The organism is Kitasatospora sp. NPDC018058, assembly GCF_044327205.1.
In the GTDB taxonomy this organism is placed as follows: Bacteria; Actinomycetota; Actinomycetes; order Streptomycetales; family Streptomycetaceae; genus Kitasatospora.
On record NZ_JBIRFA010000011.1, the window covers coordinates 226,883 to 246,615 of the forward strand.

At 71.5% G+C, this 19,733-nt stretch carries 19 protein-coding genes, 3 tRNA genes and 1 pseudogene; 3 read left to right on the forward strand and 20 right to left on the reverse strand.

The genetic code is table 11. The features are described 5' to 3' along the window. Nucleotides 1-89: 89 nt before the first annotated feature. The 10 genes from rplJ to ACH4E7_RS18310 all read right to left on the reverse strand — a co-directional run bounded on the left by rplJ (nt 90) and on the right by ACH4E7_RS18310 (nt 8,158). Nucleotides 90-653: a 50S ribosomal protein L10 gene (rplJ, locus tag ACH4E7_RS18265; protein WP_030290437.1), complete on the reverse strand. Its 564-nt coding sequence runs from the start codon at nt 651-653 to the stop codon at nt 90-92. Between the two features lie 351 nt (nt 654-1,004). Further along, complete coding sequence (locus tag ACH4E7_RS18270) at nt 1,005-1,883, reverse strand: hypothetical protein (protein ID WP_396250042.1); 879 nt, start codon at nt 1,881-1,883, stop codon at nt 1,005-1,007. 301 nt (nt 1,884-2,184) lie between these two features. Beyond that, nucleotides 2,185-3,108, reverse strand: a complete 924-nt coding sequence (locus ACH4E7_RS18275; RefSeq protein WP_396250043.1) for a hypothetical protein — start codon at nt 3,106-3,108, stop codon at nt 2,185-2,187. A gap of 91 nt (nt 3,109-3,199) precedes the next feature. Next, nucleotides 3,200-4,030 carry a hypothetical protein gene (locus ACH4E7_RS18280; protein WP_396250044.1) on the reverse strand — a complete coding sequence of 277 codons (831 nt, stop codon included), beginning with the start codon at nt 4,028-4,030 and terminating at the stop codon, nt 3,200-3,202. A gap of 104 nt (nt 4,031-4,134) precedes the next feature. Beyond that, nucleotides 4,135-4,914: a hypothetical protein gene (locus ACH4E7_RS18285; RefSeq protein WP_396250045.1), complete on the reverse strand. Its 780-nt coding sequence runs from the start codon at nt 4,912-4,914 to the stop codon at nt 4,135-4,137. 191 nt (nt 4,915-5,105) lie between these two features. Beyond that, nucleotides 5,106-5,828, reverse strand: a complete 723-nt coding sequence (rplA, locus tag ACH4E7_RS18290) for a 50S ribosomal protein L1 (protein ID WP_030290441.1) — start codon at nt 5,826-5,828, stop codon at nt 5,106-5,108. A 103-nt stretch (nt 5,829-5,931) separates the two neighbouring features. After that, nucleotides 5,932-6,366 carry a 50S ribosomal protein L11 gene (gene rplK, locus ACH4E7_RS18295; RefSeq protein WP_207809812.1) on the reverse strand — a complete coding sequence of 145 codons (435 nt, stop codon included), beginning with the start codon at nt 6,364-6,366 and terminating at the stop codon, nt 5,932-5,934. 165 nt (nt 6,367-6,531) lie between these two features. Continuing rightward, nucleotides 6,532-7,401, reverse strand: a complete 870-nt coding sequence (gene nusG, locus ACH4E7_RS18300) for a transcription termination/antitermination protein NusG (protein WP_396250046.1) — start codon at nt 7,399-7,401, stop codon at nt 6,532-6,534. Nucleotides 7,402-7,611: 210 nt separating this feature from the next. Then, nucleotides 7,612-7,935: a preprotein translocase subunit SecE gene (secE, locus tag ACH4E7_RS18305; protein ID WP_396250047.1), complete on the reverse strand. Its 324-nt coding sequence runs from the start codon at nt 7,933-7,935 to the stop codon at nt 7,612-7,614. 150 nt (nt 7,936-8,085) lie between these two features. Beyond that, nucleotides 8,086-8,158, reverse strand: a tRNA-Trp gene (locus ACH4E7_RS18310). A gap of 284 nt (nt 8,159-8,442) precedes the next feature. On the opposite strand from ACH4E7_RS18310, the gene ACH4E7_RS18315 reads away from it, so the two are divergent. Both ACH4E7_RS18315 and ACH4E7_RS18320 read left to right on the forward strand, forming a co-directional pair. Further along, nucleotides 8,443-9,690 carry a pyridoxal phosphate-dependent aminotransferase gene (locus ACH4E7_RS18315; protein ID WP_396250048.1) on the forward strand — a complete coding sequence of 416 codons (1,248 nt, stop codon included), beginning with the start codon at nt 8,443-8,445 and terminating at the stop codon, nt 9,688-9,690. Nucleotides 9,691-9,828: 138 nt separating this feature from the next. Continuing rightward, the gene (locus ACH4E7_RS18320) at nt 9,829-10,896 is read left to right on the forward strand and encodes an adenosine deaminase (protein WP_396250049.1); all 1,068 of its coding nucleotides are present in this window, start codon (nt 9,829-9,831) and stop codon (nt 10,894-10,896) included. A 7-nt stretch (nt 10,897-10,903) separates the two neighbouring features. On the opposite strand, the gene ACH4E7_RS18325 is transcribed toward ACH4E7_RS18320, so the two are convergent. From ACH4E7_RS18325 to ACH4E7_RS18350, 6 genes are all read right to left on the reverse strand, one after another. Further along, nucleotides 10,904-11,947 (reverse strand): UDP-N-acetylmuramate dehydrogenase, encoded by a 1,044-nt coding sequence (locus ACH4E7_RS18325; protein ID WP_396250050.1) that lies wholly within the window; start codon nt 11,945-11,947, stop codon nt 10,904-10,906. Between the two features lie 123 nt (nt 11,948-12,070). Next, nucleotides 12,071-12,493, reverse strand: a complete 423-nt coding sequence (locus tag ACH4E7_RS18330; RefSeq protein WP_396250051.1) for a MaoC family dehydratase — start codon at nt 12,491-12,493, stop codon at nt 12,071-12,073. Nucleotides 12,494-12,498: 5 nt separating this feature from the next. Further along, nucleotides 12,499-12,957, reverse strand: a complete 459-nt coding sequence (locus tag ACH4E7_RS18335) for a MaoC family dehydratase N-terminal domain-containing protein (protein ID WP_396250052.1) — start codon at nt 12,955-12,957, stop codon at nt 12,499-12,501. 114 nt (nt 12,958-13,071) lie between these two features. Continuing rightward, the gene (rpmG, locus tag ACH4E7_RS18340) at nt 13,072-13,236 is read right to left on the reverse strand and encodes a 50S ribosomal protein L33 (RefSeq protein ID WP_006604855.1); all 165 of its coding nucleotides are present in this window, start codon (nt 13,234-13,236) and stop codon (nt 13,072-13,074) included. A gap of 83 nt (nt 13,237-13,319) precedes the next feature. After that, nucleotides 13,320-13,392, reverse strand: a tRNA-Met gene (locus tag ACH4E7_RS18345). A 43-nt stretch (nt 13,393-13,435) separates the two neighbouring features. Further along, nucleotides 13,436-13,508, reverse strand: a tRNA-Thr gene (locus tag ACH4E7_RS18350). Nucleotides 13,509-13,798: 290 nt separating this feature from the next. Here ACH4E7_RS18350 and ACH4E7_RS18355 point away from each other — a divergent pair. Then, nucleotides 13,799-15,067 carry a hydrolase gene (locus tag ACH4E7_RS18355; protein ID WP_396250053.1) on the forward strand — a complete coding sequence of 423 codons (1,269 nt, stop codon included), beginning with the start codon at nt 13,799-13,801 and terminating at the stop codon, nt 15,065-15,067. Nucleotides 15,068-15,316: 249 nt separating this feature from the next. Here ACH4E7_RS18355 and ACH4E7_RS18360 read toward each other — a convergent pair whose 3' ends face one another. From ACH4E7_RS18360 to ACH4E7_RS18375, 4 genes and pseudogenes are all read right to left on the reverse strand, one after another. Beyond that, nucleotides 15,317-16,021 (reverse strand): response regulator, encoded by a 705-nt coding sequence (locus ACH4E7_RS18360; protein ID WP_396250054.1) that lies wholly within the window; start codon nt 16,019-16,021, stop codon nt 15,317-15,319. Continuing rightward, complete coding sequence (locus ACH4E7_RS18365) at nt 16,014-18,572, reverse strand: ATP-binding protein (RefSeq protein WP_396250055.1); 2,559 nt, start codon at nt 18,570-18,572, stop codon at nt 16,014-16,016. Before ACH4E7_RS18365 ends, ACH4E7_RS18360 begins: the two co-directional genes overlap by 8 nt. A gap of 265 nt (nt 18,573-18,837) precedes the next feature. Further along, entirely contained in the window at nt 18,838-19,473 is a 636-nt protein-coding gene (kdpC, locus tag ACH4E7_RS18370) for a potassium-transporting ATPase subunit KdpC (protein ID WP_396250056.1), read from the reverse strand. A 17-nt stretch (nt 19,474-19,490) separates the two neighbouring features. Then, nucleotides 19,491-19,733, reverse strand: a pseudogene (locus ACH4E7_RS18375) (potassium-transporting ATPase subunit B); the annotation flags it as partial.

The following is a 19,733-nucleotide window of genomic DNA, read 5'->3' on the forward strand; positions in this document are numbered from 1 at the left end:
ATTGGCGTCCTTCCACTAAATCGGCAGGTGGTGCCGGATGTACGGGTTGGCGGGCGTACGGGCCCGCAGCGAGGCGTGAGCCTGCCGAATTACTCGGCGGCCTCGTCCTCGGCGGCGGGAGCCGGCGTACCGGCACCGCCCTGCTCGACCTTGTCGCGCAGCGCGTCCACGGTGCGGACGAGCTTCGACGGCAGGGCCTGGAAGAGCGCGGCAGCCTGGGACTGCTTGGCCTTCAGGGCACCCGCCAGCTTGGCGAGCAGCACCTCGCGGGACTCGAGGTCCGCGAGCTTCTTGATCTCATCGGCGGACAGCGCCTTACCGTCAAGGACACCGCCCTTGATGATGAGAGCGGGGTTCTCCTTGGCGAAGTCACGCAGAGCCTTCGCCGACTCCACCGGGTCACCGGTGACGAAGGCGACAGCCGTCGGACCGTTGAACAGGTCGTCGAGCTCGGAGATCCCGGCCTCATTGGCCGCGATCTTGGTCAGCGTGTTCTTCACCACGGCGTACTCGGCGTTGTCGCCGAGCGAGCGACGCAGGGTCTTGACCTGCTTCACCGAGAGACCGCGGTACTCGGTCAGCAGCGCCGCGGAGGAACCACGGAACTTGTCCGTGATCTCGGCGACGGCAGCAGCCTTGTCGGGCCTGGCCATAGGCTTACGCCTCCTTCCGTGATGTCGAAGTCCGGCCGACCGCGAAAGTCGACCATTCACACCTCGAACCGACCGGACGGAAGGAAAGCTCTTGCGGAAATGCAATGAGCCCCGGTGCGCAGGCGCACGGGGCTCGAAACGACCTCAACGGGCGGTCGCGCGAACGCGGGACCCGGAAGTCGAAGCTCCAGACACACCTGCGCGGGCTGCCTGCGCTAAGCGCAGATCCTTCGGTCACCGGCTCCCTGACGAGCGCGCGGCGACAACCAGCGGTCTTTGGCTTCGGCAACACTAACCGGACTCGTTCGCCCGACGCAAATCGCCCTCGGCCGGACGAGCGGGCGGGCCGGCTCAGCGGGCCAGCGGGGAGACCGTCCGGCCCCCGGTGTCCACGGTGTCCGTCTCCGCCGGGGCCTGGGCCGAGAGCAGCGGCCCGGCGAAGTCGGAGTAGAGCACCGAGTCGTCCGCCCGGCCGCTGTCCCCGTTGCCGGTGCGCTGGAGGCGGACCAGCTGGTCCTTGTCGTTGAGCCAGAGGTCCACGCTGAGCGAGAGCGAGCCGCCGGGCGCCAGGGCGGCCCGCAGGCCGTCCCGGCGGGCCTGGCTCAGCTGGGTCTGGGCGGCCGCGTACTTCTCGGCGGTGGTGGTCACCCGGTAGTGCTCGACGGTCGAGTCCTCGAACTTCTCCTCGCCGACGAAGGTCGGGTCCACCCCGTCGGCGGTGGCCGCGGCCAGCGCCTCGACCGGGTTCAGCAGGTCGATCAGCCCCGCGTACGGGACCTCCTTGTGGCCGTCCGGGCCGGGCGGGACGGAGAAGCGCTCCCAGTGCTTGCCGCCGTTGCGAGCCGCGGTCGCGGCGTCGCCGCCCTGGTAGGCGGTGGTGTCCACGACGATCAGCTGTTCCGCATCGGCCGGGGTGGAGCGCTTGATCTGCAGCGCCGTCTTGGGCGCCCAGAACAGCGGGCCGGACCCGGCGTCGCCGCCCAGCCGGTAACTGACCTTGGCCCGCCGGGCGGTCTGCATCGCCAGCTCGGCGGAGAGCAGCACTCCGTGCGGCGACCGGTCGGTCGGCTTGGCCGGCCCGGTCGGGGTCGCACTGGTCGGCGGGGCACTGGGGGACGTCGGGCTGCCGGACGGCGTGCCGGAGGCGTCGTCGCCCCCGCCGCACCCGGTCAGCCCGCTCGCGAGCACGGCGACGGCGGCCAGCGCCGCCAGCCGCTGCCGTCCCGCCATCGTCCGTTCCTCTCTCACCGGGCCACCTTGCCATCCGGACCGGGGTCAGCCGGTGGCGGCCCCCTGCACGGGCTTCAGGAGTGCGGCCGTCTCCACCGTGTCGGACCGGTCCGTCGCGGTCACCGGGGAGCCGTGGTCCGCGGAGAGGATGGTGCCGGTGATCCGGCCGGCCCCGGCATCGGCCTGCAGGCTCGTGATCCCTCTCGGGAAGACCCCGGGCGCCGATGCGCCCGGGGTCGGTCAGCCGGTCGCCCCGGACGGACTCCCCCCGGTCCGTCCGGTCCCCCTCTCCCGGCCTCGGTCAGCTGGTGCCGCCCGCGAGCTTCTGCAGCTCGGAGGACTCCACGGTGTCGGACGGGTCCGGCGCGGTGGTGGTGACCGCCACGCCGTAGTCCGTGTAGTCGACGGTGGCCTTGAACGCGCCGGCCTTGGTGTCGCCCGCCTCGGTGCGCTGGACGACGAGCTGGTCGGAGTCGACCCAGACGTCGATCGTCTCACTGGTGATGCCGGCGGTGGCCAGCTTCTCCTTGAGCTGGTCGAGCTGGTCCTGGGTCATGCCCTTGCCGGCCGCGGCGGCGATGTCGTTGGAGTTGAGCACGCCGGTGTAGTGGGTGGTGGCCTTGCCGGCCACGGTCTCCTGGCCGACCTCGGTCACCTTGCCGGTGGCGATCAGCGTGCGCACGCCCTCGACCGGGTCCGCGCTCTTGAGCTGGTCGGACGCGCCGCCGCTCACCTTGGCCTGGTCGGCCTGGCTGTAGTGCATCCAGTGCTTGCCGCCGAGGGCGTCGACGGCCTTGCCACCGATCTTCAGGAACATGCCGTCCTTGGTGAACCGGTACGGCGCGGACTCGCTGCCGGTGATGTTCGCGATGACCTTGCCCAGCGGCGAGCCGGACATGTCCATCGTGATCTCGCCCTGGAGGCCGTCGGCCCAGGAGACCGCGCCGGCGCCCTTCATGTCGATCTGGCCCATCGTGATCGACTCGGTGACCTTGGCCGACTTGGCGGCGCTGGTCTTCTGGGTGACCTGCTCCAGGTAGACCGCCGGGCTCACCTTGGTCGGAGTGGCGGCGGCGGACGGGGTGTTCGCGGCGGCGGCCGAGCTCGGCGCGGTCGGGGCCGCCGGGGCGGCGTCCTTGCTGTCGTCGTTGTTGTTGCAGGCGGTCGCGGTCAACGCCAGGGCGGCGAGGACGACGGCGGCGGCGGTCTTACGGGTTCCAGCCATGATGGTTCCCCCCTTGAGAACCCCCGGGCGCGCGGTGCGCCCGGAGCGGTAGCCGGTTGGTTGGTGCGGATCGAGTGGGTGCGGGACCGGCTCAGCCGAACAGCTTGAGCAGGTCGGCCTCGGAGCCGAGGTCGCCGGCGGCGGGCGCCTCGATCTTGTCGCCCTTGCCCAGGTCGGAGTACTTGACGGTGACGGCCTTCGACTCGCCGTTCGTGTCGCCGTACTCCTGGTACTTGACGAGCTCCTGCTTGTCGTTCAGCCAGAAGTCGATGGTGAGGGTCTTGCCGTCCTCCTCCAGCTTCTTCTGGGCGGACTGGCGCTGCTCCGCCGAGAGCGTGGTCATCCCGGCCACCAGGACCGAGGTGTCCTCGACCGCCCGCAGGTGGGTGGTCTGGACGCCGTCCACGGTCTCCTGGCCGACCTTGCTCAGCTTGCCGCTCTGGGCGGCGACGGTGAGCTGGGCGACCGGGTTCATCATCTGGCCCGTCACCAGGAAGGCGCCGCCCATCTCCTCCGAGGCGGGCGCCTTGACCCAGTGCTTGCCGCCCAGGGCCTGGGTGTCGGCACCGCCGACGTAGGCGTCCGTCCCGACCACCCGGACCTTGAGCTTCTTGCCCTCCATGTCGATGGCCAGGTCCACGGCCACCTTGCCCGGGTCCTTCCAGTCGGCGGTGCCGCCGCCACCGGGGTCGGAGCTGTCCGCGGAGGTCATGGCCACCTTGCCGCTGCCCGCCTTCTGCATCACCAGGGCGGCGGCGGCCAGCGCGGCCTTCGGGTCGCCGGTCAGCGCGGCCGCGAGCGAGCCCGGGTCCTTGGCGTCGGTGCCCTTGGCGTCGGTGCCGCCCTTGCTGCCGCACGCGGTGAGGGCGGCCAGCAGGACGGCGGCGGTGGCGACGGTCGAGGCGAGGCGCACAGCGCGCATGGAAGTACCCCCGTTAGTTCTTCGGACGAGCTGATCCTCAGCTTCTTCTCACGCGGACTCTAACGGATCGCAGGATCCGTTCCGCACCGGATATCCCCCTCCCGTCACCCGGCTACGGCAGTCGTCGTATCCCCCGCTCCGGAGGCTGAGACATCCGTCGTGGTCACCGTGGTTCCGGCACTCCCCCGGACCGTCTCACGCAGCCTCAACAACCGCTGGCCGGGCCCGACCCAGAGGTCGTAGCCGATCTCCGTCACCCCTTGCCGGCGGTACCAGTCGACCACCACGGCGAGCCGCTGCGGGCTCAACTCCCGGTCCGCGCCGAAGTAGTCGGCCACCGGCGCGGAGCCCTGGTAGTGCGCGACGGTCAGTCCGGCGAGCTGCTCACCGCCGAGCGAGCCGAGCCGGTCGGTCTGGGCGATCGCGTACGCCCGGCCGCCCGGGTCGGTGACCAGGTCGGTGGTCCAGCCGCCCGCGTAGCCGGCCGGGTCGGTCCCGGCCTCCGGATCGAGCGACTCGGCGGTGGCGCGGTCCGCGTGCTTGGTCGCGCCGCCCTGGTAGGCGAGGTCGATCGCGCCGTCCCGGAGGGTCAGCTGCCCGGTGCCCAGTTCGTCGGTGACGGTCAGCGCGGCCTCGTCCCGGTCGCCCCAGGCCAGCGTGCCGCTCGCGGTGCGCTTGCCGGACGGGCTCTCCCGCACCACGTCGATCCGGGCACCGCCGGTGTCGTCCAGGGCCTGGGCGGCGGTGAGCACCACCTGCTTGGGCGGGACCGGCGCCGGCTCACCGGGGACGCGGGTACCGGGCGCGGCCAGGACGCTGCAGCCGGTGACGGTGCCGAGCAGCAGGGCCGCCGCGAGCGCGGTGGGGCGAAGGGCGGGCGGCACGGCACACTCCTGCGGTCACAGGTTCTCCACATGATCTGACCGGCAGAGCGTACGACGGCTCGGGCAAACGTTCCCATCCGCCCGTGTTCCGATCCGGCAACCGTTTCGCCCCCGCGACGACGACGGCGGGCCCGCACCCCCGGTGAAGGGGGTACGGGCCCGCCGTACGGACTGCTCTAGAGCGCTGGGGCTCAGACCGCGGCCGGGTCCTCCTCGACGAGGAGGTTGCGGGTGCGGTTCGGGTCCACCTGGATGCCGGGGCCCATGGTGGTCGAGAACGCGGTCTTCTTGATGTAGCGGCCCTTGGCGGCGGACGGCTTGGCGCGGAGCACCTCGTCCAGCGCGGCGGCGTAGTTCTCGACCAGCTGCTCGTCGGTGAAGGAGGCCTTACCGATGATGAAGTGCAGGTTCGAGTGCTTGTCGACGCGGAACTCGATCTTGCCGCCCTTGATGTCGTTGACAGCCTTGGCGACGTCCGGGGTCACGGTGCCGGTCTTCGGGTTCGGCATCAGACCACGGGGACCGAGCACGCGGCCCAGGCGGCCGACCTTGCCCATGAGGTCCGGGGTGGCGACGACGGCGTCGAAGTCCAGCTTGCCCTTCGCGACCTCGTCGATCAGCTCGTCGGCACCGACGATGTCGGCACCCGCAGCACGCGCGGCCTCGGCACGCTCGCCGGTCGCGAAGACCAGGACCCGAGCGGTCTTACCGGTGCCGTGCGGGAGGATCACGGTGCTGCGGACCATCTGGTCGGCCTTGCGCGGGTCGACGCCCAGACGCATGGCGACCTCAACGGTGCCGTCGAACTTGGTGGTGCTGGTCGCCTTGGCGAGGCGGACGGCCTCGAGGGGGGCGTAAAGGCGCTCGCGGTCGACCTTGGCGTCCGCGGCCTTCAGAGCCTTGCTGCGCTTCACTGCTGCTCCTGAATGGTGAATGGAGTTGTGGTGTCTCGGGCCTGCGCAGGCCCTACCACAGGGACGGGCTGAGCCGATGTATCCCTGGCGGGATGGGGGCCGATCAGCCCTCGACGGTGATGCCCATCGACCGGGCGGTGCCGGCGATGATCTTCTCCGCCGCGTCCAGGTCGTTGGCGTTCAGGTCGGGCATCTTGGTGGTGGCGATCTCGCGGACCTGGGCGCTGGTGAGCTTGGCGACCTTGGTCTTGTGCGGCTCGCTGGAGCCCTTGTCGATTCCGGCGGCCTTCAGGATGAGGCGCGCGGCCGGCGGCGTCTTCGTGATGAAGGTGAAGGAACGGTCCTCGTAGACCGTGATCTCCACCGGCACGATCATGCCGCGCTGCGACTCGGTCGCAGCGTTGTAGGCCTTGCAGAACTCCATGATGTTGACGCCGTGCTGGCCCAGCGCGGGGCCGACCGGCGGCGCCGGGTTGGCCGCGCCGGCGTTGATCTGGAGCTTGATAAGCCCCGTGACCTTCTTCTTCTTGGGAGGCATGTCTCTCCGGGTCCTTCCGAGAGGTGATTGCTGGTGCGTGCGGAACCGGGGCGACACCCGGCCGCCAGCACACACATCGGACCAGGCTAACGCGTCAGCGCCGCTGGACCAAAACGGATCCGGGGCAGGGCCCACGGCCCCGCCCCGGATCCGAAGACCGTGTGACTAGTTCTTCTGGATCTGGTCGAAGGAGAGCTCGACCGGGGTCTCCCGGCCGAAGATCTCGACCAGGCCCTTGACCTTCTTCGAGTCGGGGTTGATCTCGTTGATGGTCGCCTGCAGGGTCGCGAACGGGCCGTCGGTGACGGTGACCGAGTCGCCGACCTCGAAGTCCAGCACCTGGATCTCGCTGGGCTTGATCGGCGAGGGCTTGCCGGCCTCCTTGGCGGCCTGGCGCTCGACGTCCGGGGCGAGCATCTTGACGACCTCGTCCAGGGTCAGCGGGTACGGGTCGTAGGCGTTGCCGACGAAGCCGGTGACACCCGGGGTGTTGCGCACGACGCCCCAGGACTCGGGGGTGAGGTCCATGCGCACCAGGACGTAGCCGGGGAGCTTGTTCTGGCGGATGGTCTTGCGGTCGCCGTTCTTGATCTGGACGACCTCCTCCTGCGGCACCTCGGCCTGGAAGATGTACTCCTCGACGTTCAGCGAGACCGCGCGCTGCTCCAGGTTCTGCTTCACCCGGTTCTCGTAGCCGGCGTAGGTGTGGATCACGTACCACTCGCCCGGCATGAAGCGCAGGTCCTCGCGGAACTTGGCGACCGGGTCGACCTCGGCTTCTTCCTCGACCGCTTCCTCGACGGACTCCTCGGCGGCGAGCTCCTCGTCGCTCTCCACGTGCAGCGCGGCCTCCTCGGCGGGCTCGCCGGCCTCGGCCTCGTCGTACGCCTCGACCTCGTCCTCGTCGCTGTCCGAGGCGTCCACGATCTGCTCGGCGGTCTCGGCGTCGTCAGCCAGCTCGGCCGCGTCCAGCTCGGCGGCGACATCCGCCTCGCGGACGGTCTCGTCGGCGTCGTACAGGGGGGACTCAGACACGGTGGCTGCTTCTTTCCTGGAGATGGTGAAGGTGGCGCGCTCCGAAACCGGACCGGCGCGCGGCCGCTCGCGCGGGCGCCAGGAGAGGCCTCGGAGACTTCAACAGTACCGAGTCCACGGTACGCGCGCGTACGTCCGCCGCCGACAGCTCGACCCGGGCCGAGGAATCGGCCCGGGTCGGGAGGTGGTTTCGCAGGTGGGGCGGCCGGATCAGCCGAACACCCAGAGGCTCAGCTTGGAGAGGCCGTAGTCGAGGCCGGCGACGAAGGCCATCACGACCACGACGAAGGTCACCACGACCGTGGTGTAGTTGGTGAGCTCGTTCCGGCTGGGCCAGACGACCTTGCGCAGCTCGGCGATGATCTGGCGATAGAACAGCCCGATCCGGGCGAACAGACCCTTCTTGGCCCGCTTGCCGGACTTCTTCTTGCCGGACTTCTTGTCGCCCTCGGCAGCCGTGGTCTCGGCAGCGCCGTCGGCCCCCTCGGGGTTGCCGCTCTCAGGCGTTGCGGTGGAGCCCGTGGTCTCCGTCACTCGTCCTCACCTGAATCCGGGTCCGGCCGAACATCACCTGCGTACCCGTTTGAGGCACGAGCGGTCGGCTTAAGCGGTGCTGATCGGTGCCCTCTCCGCATCAAGCCCGCTCGCTCTGTGGAGCGAACGGGCTGAGTACGGATCAAGCAGCAGGGCAAGAGGGACTCGAACCCCCAACCGCCGGTTTTGGAGACCGGTGCTCTACCAATTGAGCTATTGCCCTACAGAGCCTCGCGGCTCTTGTGGCGACCAACCTACCGCATCTCCCCCCGCTGTCTGTACAGGCGGTGAAAGCTCCGGTCTTTTTCGGTGGGCCGTCGAGCAGCGAGTGTACGTGGTCGAGGGGTGTTTGGTCGAACCTCTTCTTCCGGGACCGGGATCGAGCCGACGGATGTCCGGCCGGGCGTGGCGGGCACCGGCGGATCGGCGGGGCCGCGATCCGGACGGAGCCGTACGGATACTGGAACCGCGATGCCCGGTCCGTCCCGGTTCTGCGACGATGCAGGCATGAGCGCTTCCACCCCGCAGCCCGACCAGTCCATCCGCCCCGCCGACCGCCGGGTCTCCGCCCGGATCGGCGCGATCGCCGAGTCCGCGACCCTCGCCGTGGACGCCAAGGCCAAGGCCCTCAAGGCGGCCGGCCGTCCGGTGATCGGCTTCGGTGCCGGCGAGCCCGACTTCCCCACGCCGGACTACATCGTCGAGGCGGCTGTCGAGGCCTGCCGCGACCCGAAGAACCACCGGTACACCCCGGCGGGTGGCCTGCCCGAGCTGAAGGCCGCGATCGTCGCGAAGACGCTGCGCGACTCCGGCTACGAGGTGGACGCCTCCCAGGTGCTGGTCACCAACGGCGGCAAGCAGGCGATCTACGAGGCCTTCGCCGCGATCCTGGACCCGGGCGACGAGGTCATCGTCCCGGCCCCGTACTGGACCACCTACCCGGAGTCGATCCAGCTGGCCGGCGGTGTCCCGGTGGAGGTCGTGTCCGACGAGACCACCGGCTACAAGGTCTCGGTCGAGCAGCTGGAGGCCGCCCGCACCGAGAACACCAAGGTGGTGCTCTTCGTCTCGCCGTCCAACCCGACCGGCGCGGTGTACACCCGGGCCGAGGCCGAGGCGATCGGCCGCTGGGCGCTGGAGCACGGCCTGTGGGTGCTCACCGACGAGATCTACGAGCACCTGGTCTACGGCGACGCGGAGTTCACCTCGCTGCCGGCCCTGCTGCCCGAGCTGGCCGACAAGTGCATCGTGGTCAACGGTGTCGCCAAGACCTACGCGATGACCGGCTGGCGGGTGGGCTGGGTGATCGCCCCCAAGGACGTGATCAAGGCCGCGACCAACCTGCAGTCGCACGCCACCTCGAACGTCTCCAACGTCGCCCAGCGCGCCGCGATCGCGGCCGTCGCGGGCGACCTCTCGGCCGTGCACGAGATGCGCACCGCCTTCGACCGCCGTCGCAAGACCATCGTGAAGATGCTCAACGAGATCGACGGCGTCGTCTGCCCCGAGCCGGAGGGCGCGTTCTACGCGTACCCGTCGGTCAAGGGCCTGCTGGGCAAGGAGATCCGCGGCAAGCGCCCGCAGACCTCCGGCGAGCTGGCGAGCCTGATCCTGGACGAGGTCGAGGTCGCCGCCGTCCCCGGCGAGGCCTTCGGCACCCCCGGCTACCTGCGGTTCTCCTACGCGCTCGGTGACAACGACCTGGTCGAGGGCATCAGCCGGATCCAGAAGTTGCTCGGCGAGGCCCGCGACTGAGACGCGCCCTGAGGTGGTTCCGGTACGGACGTCAATCCGACGTACGGGATTCACCCGGCACACCGCCCTCTTTCACCCCTTCGGGGGACGGGAAGGGGGCGGTTCCCGTTTGGGGGCCGCATACGGCAGTATCGGCGAATGGAACGCCTGTTGAACCCGCGAGACGTCAGGGGCCTCCCGAAGGCCCACCTGCACCTGCACTTCACCGGCTCGATGCGGCCCGCCACCCTGCTGGAACTGGCCGACAAGCACGGCGTCCGGCTGCCGGAGGCGCTCAGCTCCGGCGAGCCGCCCCGACTGCGGGCCACCGACGAACGCGGTTGGTTCCGCTTCCAGCGTCTCTACGACACCGCCCGCTCGGTGCTCAGGGACGAGTCGGACATCCGCCGACTGGTCCTGGAGACTGCGGAGGACGAGCGGCGGGACGGCTCCCGCTGGCTGGAGATCCAGGTCGACCCGACCTCCTACGCGCCCCGGCTGGGCGGGCTGATCCCCGCGCTGGAGCTGATCCTGGACGCGGTGGAACACGCCGCCGAAGCCACCGGGGTGGGCATCCGGGTACTGGTTGCGGCCAACCGGATGAAGTCCCCGATGGACGCCCGGACGCTGGCCCGGCTCGCCGTCCGGTACACCGACCACGGCGTGGTCGGCTTCGGCCTCTCCAACGACGAGCGCCGCGGCCTGGCCCGGGACTTCGACCGCGCCTTCGCGATCGCCCGCAAGGGCGGGCTGCTGGCCGCCCCCCACGGCGGCGAACTGGCCGGGTCGGAGTCCGTCCGGGACTGCCTGGACGACCTGGGCGCCGGCCGGATCGGCCACGGCGTGCGGGCCGCCGAGGACCCCCGGCTGATGGCCCGCCTCGCCGACCGCCAGATCACCTGCGAGGTCTGCCCGTCCTCCAACGTCGCGCTCGGCGTCTACGAGCGCCCCGAGGACGTCCCGCTGCGCCGGCTGTTCGACGCCGGAGTGCCGCTGGCACTCGGCGCGGACGACCCGCTACTGTTCGGCAGCCGGCTGGCCGCCCAGTACGACCTGGCCCGGGACGTCCTGGGCTTCAGCGACGCCGAGCTGGCCGAGCTGGCACGGCAGTCGGTGCGCGGCTCGTGCGCGCCGGAGGCCGTCCGCAAGGAGTTGCTGGCGGACATCGACGCCTGGCTGGTGAACGGGCACACCGCCGCCGGTGCGACCGCGGGGACCCCGGCCTAGGACAGGCCTAGAGCTTGACGCCCACCATCACCGGCTCGTTCACGAGCTCCACCCCGAAGACCTCCCTGACCCCGTCCCGGATCTCCCGGGCCAGCGCCAGCAGGTCCTCGGCGGTGGCCGAGCCGCGGTTGGTCAGCGCCAGGGTGTGCTTGGTGGAGAGGGTCGCCGGGCCGCTGCCGTAGCCCTTGCCGAAGCCCGCCTTGTCGATGAGCCAGGCCGCCGAGGTCTTGGTGCAGCCCTCCGGGGCCGGGTAGGCGGGGGCGTTCTCGGCGCCCGGGCGGGTGCGGAACGACTCGTACTGCGCGGCCGTGAGCACCGGGTTGGTGAAGAAGGAGCCGGCCGACCAGGTGTCGTGGTCCGCCGGGTCCAGCACCATGCCCTTGCCGGAGCGCAGCTTCAGCACCGCCTCGTACGCCTCCCCCAGCGGCACCCGCTCGCCCTGCTCCACGCCGAAGTGCTTGGCCACCTCGACGTACTTGACCGGGGTGGAGAGGCCCGCGTGGTCCGCCAGGGCGAACCGCACCCGGAGCACCACGTAGCGGTCCGGCTCGCCCTTGAAGCGGCTGTGGCGGTAGGAGAACGCGCACTCGGCGTTCGCCAGGGTGACCACCTCGTCGGCGGTGCGGTCGTACGCGACCACCTCGGTGATCGTCTGGGCGACCTCCTGGCCGTACGCGCCGACGTTCTGCACCGGGGTCGCACCCGCCGAGCCGGGGATGCCGGCCAGGAACTCGATCCCGGCCAGACCGTGCTCGCGCACCACACGGGTGACCGCCTCCGACCACACCTCGCCGGCCGCCAGCTCCAGCACGGTGCCGTCCAGGGTGAAGCCGGTGGTGGCGATCCGCAGCGCCGTGCCGGGGAAGCCGGCGTCGCCGATCACCAGGTTGGAGCCGCCGCCGAGGACCAGCAGCGGCTCACCGGCCGCGTCGGCCTCGCGAACGGCGGCGATCACCTCGTCGTCGGTGTGGGCGGTCACCAGACGGCGGGCCGGGCCGCCGAGCCGGAGCGTGGTCAGCGGGGCGAGGGGGGAGTCGTTTTCTACCAGCACGCCCACCAGCGTACGGGGACGACGGGAAGCCGCTTCCCGGGGGAAGGCCTTCCCCGGAAGCCCGTCGAACGGGCCTCCGGGGCGGCCGATCAGCGACAGCCCGACCAGCGAAGGGGCCGCCGCTCAGACGAGCCGGACGACCGCCTTGGACATCCCGAGCACCTTCTGCCCGCCGGTGGTGGCCAGCAGGTCGACCTGCACCTTGCGGTCGTCCAGCTTCTTGGCGACCTTGGCGGAGACCTCGACCACCGCGCCCACGCCGTCGTTCGGCACCGGCACCGGGCGGACGAAGCGGACGCCGTACTCGACCACCGCGGCCGGGTCGCCGACCCAGTCGGTGACCACCCGGATCGCCTCGGCCATGGTGAACATGCCGTGCGCGATGACGTCCGGCAGGCCGACCTCCAGCGCGAACTTCTCGTTCCAGTGGATCGGGTTGAAGTCGCCGGAGGCGCCCGCGTACTGCACCAGAGTGGCGCGGGTCACCGGGAAGGACTGCGCCGGCAGCTCGGTGCCGACCTCGACCTCGTCGTAGTTGATCGCCATGCCGCTCACTCCCCCGCCTCGTCGGCGGCCCGGGCCACCAGCGTCATGATCGACGTCACCACGTGCTCGCCGCTCTCGTCCGCCACCTCGCCACGCACGGTGAGCACGTCGTTGCCCGCCAGCGACTTGATGTTGTCGATGGTGATCGCGACCGTCAGCCGGTCACCGGCCTGCACCGGGCGGGTGTAGACGAACTTCTGGTCGCCGTGCACCACCCGGCTGTAGTCCAGGCCCAGGTCCGGATCCTCGACCACCTGGCCGGCCGCACGGTAGGTGATCACGAACGGGAAGGTCGGCGGGGCGATCACGTCCCGGTGGCCGAAGGCCTTCGCCGCCTCCGCGTCGGTGTACGCCGGATTGGTGTCCCCGATCGCGATCGCGAACTCGCGGATCTTCTCCCGGCCGACCTCGTACGGCTCGGTGGGCGGGTAACTACGCCCGATGTAGGAGGGGTCGAGCGCCATGGCAGCTCCTCGGAACGCGGGTGGATACGAAAAAGCTCCGGGCCGCACCCCGTGAGGGATGCGGCCCGGAGCAGAAGACCTGAATTCACACAGGCCCGACGCCCTGTGACAGGGTCAGCGGGTCTCGCGGTGCGCGGTGTGCGAGTTGCAGCGGGGGCAGTGCTTCTTCATCTCAAGACGGTCCGGGTCATTACGCCGGTTCTTCTTGGTGATGTAGTTCCGCTCCTTGCACTCCACGCAGGCCAGCGTGATCTTCGGGCGGACGTCGGTGGCAGCCACGGGAGTGCCTTCCTTGGACAACGAATAAGAACACAACAAGAGTAGCCGACCGGGAGTGCGATCTCCCGACCGACTACGCGGGGTAGCGGTGACCGGACTTGAACCGGTGACACAGCGATTATGAGCCGCTTGCTCTACCAACTGAGCTACACCGCCACAGTGATCCACAGGACAGCCTGAGCTGACTGCTTCTCACCAGAGCCCCCATGCGGAATCGAACCGCAGACCTTCTCCTTACCATGGAGACGCTCTACCGACTGAGCTATAGGGGCGAACGAGGAAGAGATTACACGTTCCGCGCCCAGAGGTGAAATCCGTATCCCGAGGCGAAGACCGCAGGTCGACGAGGTGCACGGACGGTCGATCCAAGGCCGGGCGTTCGACCGGCCCGCGAGCCGTGCGCCCCGACCCGATACGACTATTGCCCGCCTCCCGGCGCCCCGCCCCCACGCGCCATAGGCTCGACGCTCATTGATCGGGGCACCGGCCGATCCCTCCTGGGGCTCACCCCACGGGGCCGATCCCCACGAGCCCCACTGGCCAACGCGGGAAGGAGCCGGCGATGGACAGCCCAGCCGCCGACGGGCCGCACTCCGGGCCCGGTCCGGCGGCCAACCCGCTCGGGCACGGCCCGGTCCTCCTGCTCACCGGCGCCCGACTGGCCGACGGACGAATGGTGGACGTCCGGATCAGCGGCGACCGGATCCAGGCGGTCGGCACCGTCGGCAGCCTCGGCCCGCTGCCCGCCCTGCCCGGCACGCCCACCGTCACCACCGGCGCCCGGATCGACCTCAAGGGCTACCTGCTGCTCCCGGCCCCCGCCGAGGCGCACGCCCACTACGACGCCGCCTTCTCCGCCGCCCTGCCCACCCCGCCGCCGGACACCCCCGCCGACCTCACCCGCCGGGTCACCGAGGCCGCACTCACCTCGCTCGGCTACGGCGCCACCGCCCAGCGCACCCACGTCCGGATCGGCGACGTGCACGGGCTGCGCCGACTGGAGGCGGTGCTCACCGCCCGCCAGGCGCTACGCGGCCTCGCCGAGCTCCAGGCGGTGGCGATGCCCCGGCTGCTCACCGGCCGGGCCGGCGCGGACGGGCGGGCGCAACTGCGCGAGGCGCTCAAGCTGGGCGCCACGGCGGCCGGCGGCTGCCCGGAGCTGGACCCGGACCCGGCCGGGTACGTGCAGCTGTTGCTGGAGGCCGCCCGGGAGGCGGACTGCCCGGTGGACCTGCACACCACCGCTACGGACGCGGCCCAACTGGCGCGGCTGGTGGGTGCGTTGGCGCCGCTTCGCCCGCGGGTGACGCTCGGCCCGTGCGGGGCGCTGGCCCGGGGCGGCTCCACGGTGCTGGCGACCGGCGGGGTGCGGGTGGTCTGCCTGCCGCAGAACGGCGGCTGCACCGGGCTGGAGGGCCGGGCGAGCGGCCTGCGACCGGGCCTGGTACGGGAGTTGGCCGCGGCTCGGGTGCCGTTGGCGGCGGGCAGCGGCGCGCTGCGGGACCAGTCCAATCCGGTCGGCCGGGCCGATCCCCTGGAGTCGGCCTATCTGTTGGCGGCGAACGGGGAGTTGGAGCCGGAGGAGGCGTACGACGCGGTGGCGAACCAGGCCCGGGTGGCGCTCGGGCTGCCGCCGGTCCGGGTGGACGCGGGGTTCCCGGCGGAGCTGCTGGCGGTACGCGGGGACAGCCTGGTCGGGGCGCTCACAGGCGGGCACAGCCGGCTGGTGGTGCACAGCGGCCGGGTGGTCAGCCGGACCAGCGCGGTACGGGAGTTCGCGGACACCGTGGCGCTGGCGCTGCCCCGGCAGTCCGACGGCGCGGACTGCTGAGGCCCCTGTCGGGGGAACAGCCTGCCGGAAAAAGGGGGCGCGCGACGTGCGTCGCGCGCCCCTCCCCCACCTACTGGCCGCCGTCGGCGGCGGCTTGAGCGGCCCAGGCTTCCCCACATGGAGCATGGCCCGCTCGTTCCAGCACTGACGCTACGCCCACGGAACACCGCCGCCGACCGGCCTTGACGCCCTCCTGTCGCCCGCCGAGCCGCTCTTGACGGCGCTTTGACGCGGTGGCCCGTCCGACTCCTAGGGCACGTAGCGGTACCCGATCCCCGGCTCGGTGATCAGATGCCGCGGGCGGGCCGGATCGCGCTCCAACTTGCGGCGCAGCCCGGCGAGGTACACCCGCAGGTAGTTGCCGCGCGCCTCCTGGGCCGGGCCCCACACCTCGCGCAGGATCTGCCGCCCGGGCACCAGCCGGCCGGGGTTGGCGAGCAGCAGGCTGAGGATGCGCCACTCGGTCGGGGTGAGCCGCACCGGGCCGCCCGGGCCGGTCACCGTGGTGGCCGCGAGGTCGACGGTGTGGTCGCCGATCACCGGCCGGGCCGGCGGCACCCCGCCTAACGGCCGGCGCAGCACCGCGCGCAGCCGGGCCAGCAGTTCGTCCATCAGGAACGGCTTGGTGAGGTAGTCGTCGGCGCCCGCGTCCAGGGCGCCGATCTTGTCGGCGGCGTCGGTCCGGCCGGAGAGCACGATGATCGGCACCGCGCTGCGGGTGCGCAGTCCGCGCAGCACGTCCATGCCGTCGACGTCGGGCAGTCCGAGGTCGAGCAGGACGGCGTCCGGGGCGGAGTGCGCGGCCCGGTCGAGCGCCTCGCCGCCGCTGGCGGCGGTGCGCACGGCGTACTGCCGGGCGCTGAGGTTGATCCGCAGGGTGCGCAGCAGGGCCGGTTCGTCGTCGACGATCAGGACCTCGTACCTGTCGATGGTTCGCTCACTTCGTTCACTCATGATGCGGTGGCTCCTCCCCGAGGGCGGCTGGCTCGGTGGCGGCGGGCAGGGTGAGCAGCATGGTGGTGCCTCCCCCGGGGGTGTCCTCGACCTCCAGGCTGCCGCCCATCGCCTCGGCGAGGCCGCGGGAGAGGGCGAGGCCGAGGCCGACGCCGGTGGTGTTGTCGGTGTCGCCGAGGCGTTGGAAGGGCAGGAAGACCCGGTCGCGGTCCTCGGGGGCGATGCCCGGACCGCGGTCGATCACCCGGATCTCGACCTGGTCGGCGTGGTGGCTGGAGGTGACCAGGACGGGCGCTCCGGGGGCGTTGTGGCGCAGCGCGTTGGTGATCACGTTGGCGAGGACGCGTTCCAGCAGCGGCGGGTCGGCGAGCACCGGCGGGGCGGTGTCCAGGTCCAGGGGCTGGATCGGCGCGTACGGGTCGGGGAGGCTGTCGAGCGCTCTGGGCAGGATCTCGTCCAGGTGGGTCTCGGTGAGGTGCAGGGTGAGCGCGCCGGCCTGGAGGCGGCTCATGTCGAGCAGGTTGTCGACCAGGCGGGTGAGCTTGACCAGCGACTCGTCGGCGGTGGCGAGGAGTTCGGCCTGGTCCTCGGACGAGAACTCGACGTCCGGGCTGCGCAGCGAGCCGACCGAGGCGCGGGCGGCGGCGAGCGGGGTGCGCAGGTCGTGGCTGACGGCGGCGAGCAGGGCGGTGCGCATCCGGTCGGCGGCCTTGATCGGCTCGACCTCGGCGGCGACCACGGCCAGCCGGTCGCGCTCCAGCGCGGCGGCGACGTGGGCGGCGAAGGCGGTGAGCACCCGCTGGTCGGCGGCGGGCAGCCGGCGGCCGGTGAGCACCAGAACGGCGTCGGCGCCGACCGGGACCTCGGTGGTCTCGCTCCGCCCCTCGGCGTCGTCCGGGTGCTCGGCCTCGCAGTGGGCGAGCACCTCGCCGTCGGAGCGGGAGAGCAGCGCGACGGTCTGCATGCCGAAGGCCGTACGGGACTTCTCCAGCAGGGCGGGCAGCGCGTCGGCGCCGCGCAGCACGCTGCCGGCCAGGGTGGAGAGGGTCTCGGCCTCGGCGGTGGCGCGGGCGGCCCGGCTGGTGAGCCGGCCGGCGTGGTCGACCACGGTGGAGACGGCGAGCGCGATGGCGGCGAAGACCACCAGGGCGACGATGTTGTTGGTCTCGCCGATGGTCAGGCTGTGGATCGGCGGGATGAAGTAGTAGTTCAGCAGCACCGAGGCGATGAAGGCGGCCAGCAGGGCGGACATGGCGCCGCCGAGCAGCGCCACGATGACCACGCCGAGCTGGAAGATCAGCGCGTCGGTGGTGAGGTTGATGGTGTCGTGCGCCTGGGAGAGCACGGCGGTGAGCAGCCAGGGCAGCACGAAGCCGGCCAGGTAGCCGGCGACGGTGCGGCGCCTGGAGTGGCGGCGGCCGAGCGAGGGCAGCCGGCCGCGGCCGGTGAACTCGTGGGTGACCATGTGGACGTCGATGTCCTCGGAGGCGTCCACGGTGGTCTGCCCGGTGCCGGGGCCGGTGAGGAAACGGTTGATCCGGCCGCGGCGGCTGGTGCCGAGCACCAGCTGGGTGGCGTCGTGGGCGCGGGCGAAGGCGAGCAGCGCGGTGGGGATGTCGTCGCCCACGACGACGTGGTAGCTGCCGCCGAGGGACTCGACCAGCTGCCGCTGCTGGGCGAGCGCGGCGGAGGAGGCGCCGGCCAGACCGTCGCTCCTGGTCACGTGGACGGCCAGCAGCTCGCCGCCGGCGGCGACGGCGATCCGGGCGGCCCGTCTGACCAGGGTCTCGCCCTCGGGGCCGCCGGTGAGGGCGACCACGACCCGCTCACGGGTCTCCCAGACCCGGTCGATCTTGTGGCTGGCCCGGTAGTCGCGCAGCCCCTCGTCCACCCGCCCGGCCACCCAGAGCAGGGCGAGTTCGCGCAGGGCGGCGAGGTTGCCGACCCGGAAGTAGTTGGAGAGCGCGGCGTCCACCTTCTCCGCCTTGTAGACGTTGCCATGGGCCATGCGTCGACGCAGCGCCTGCGGGGCCATGTCGACGAGTTCGAGCTGGTCGGCCCGACGGACCACCTCGTCCGGGACGGTCTCGCGCTGGGGGATGCCGGTGATCTTCTGGACGACGTCGTTCAGCGATTCCAGGTGCTGGACGTTGACGGTGGTGATGACGTCGATCCCGGCGGCGAGCAGTTCCTCGACGTCCTGCCAGCGCTTGGCGTTGCGGCCGCCGGGGATGTTGGTGTGCGCCAGCTCGTCCACCAGGATGACGGCCGGGCGGCGGGCGAGCACCGCGTCGAGGTCCATCTCCTCGAACTCGGCGTCGCGGTAGGAGCGGTGGACGCGGGGCAGGACCTCCAGGCCGCTGAGCATGGCCTCGGTGTGGCGGCGGCCGTGGCACTCGATGTACCCGACCACGACATCGGCCCCGCGCTCCTGTCTGCGCCGGGCCTCGTCCAGCATCCGGTAGGTCTTGCCGACCCCCGGGGCGGAACCGAGGTACACCCTCAGCCGGCCGCGGCGGATGCCGGAGCCGGGGGTGAGGTCGCGGGCCATGGGCACTGCTCTTTCCATCATCGGGAGGTGACAGCCGGGTGGTGCGTGCGCGTGCGGATACGGGGGTGGCCGGGCCCCGGGGGGGGGGGGGGGGGGGGGGGCCGCCGCCCGGGGGGCGCCGGCGCGGCGGGGGGGGGGGGGGGGGGTGGGGGGGGGGGGGGGGGGGGGGGTTTGGGGGGGGGGGGGGGGGGGGGGGGGGGGGGCCCCCCCCCCCCCCCGGGCCCGGCCCGGTCATCCACGTATGTGGTGGGACGTCACTGCTCGGTCACTTCTGCTCGCCGATGGCCTTGTTGAGGAGGACGACGTTGACGCCCTCGTCGCCGAGGAAGCCGGCGGAACGGCCCTCGGTGTACTGGTCGACCAGCTTGGCGACCGTCTCCACCGGCAGGTTGCGCTCCTTGGCGACCCGGTTGACCTGCTCCTTGGCGTAGGCCACCGAGATGTGCGGGTCGAGGCCGGAGCCGGAGGCGGTCAGCGCGTCGGCGGGCACGCTCGCCGGGTCGACGCCGTCGAACGCGGCGACGGCGGTGCGGCGGTCGTTGACGGCCTTGAGCAGGTCGTCGCTGTTCGGGCCGAGGTTGGAGGCACTGGACGAGGACGGGTCGTAGCCGGTCCCGGCGGCGGAGGGCCGGGGCTGGAACCACTTCGGGTCCGGCTGGGCCTCCTCCTTCGGATCGTCCGGGTTGGTCTTGGCCAGGTTGAAGTTCTGGCCGATCAGGCTGGACCCGATCTCCTTGCCGTCGGCCTTAACTATCGAGCCGTTGGCCTTGTCGCTGAAGGCGACCTGGGAGATCCCGGTGACGAGCAGCGGGTATGCGACACCGAGGATCACGGTCAGCACGAGGAGTACTCGCAGGGCCGTGAAGTGTGTCCGCACGGCGGCGGGCAGGGGCTTGGACATTGCGGTGGACTCCTTTCTCAGCTGAGGCCGGGGATGAACTGGACGATCAGGTCGATCAGTTTGATGCCGACGAACGGCACCACCAGACCGCCGAAGCCGTAGATCCCGATGTTGCGGCGCAGCAGGCTGCTGGCGTCGGACGGGCGGTACTTGACGCCGCGCAGGGCGAGCGGGATCAGGCCGATGATGACCAGGGCGTTGAAGATGATCGCCGAGGTGATCGCGGACTGGGGGCTGTGCAGGCCCATGATGTTGAGGTG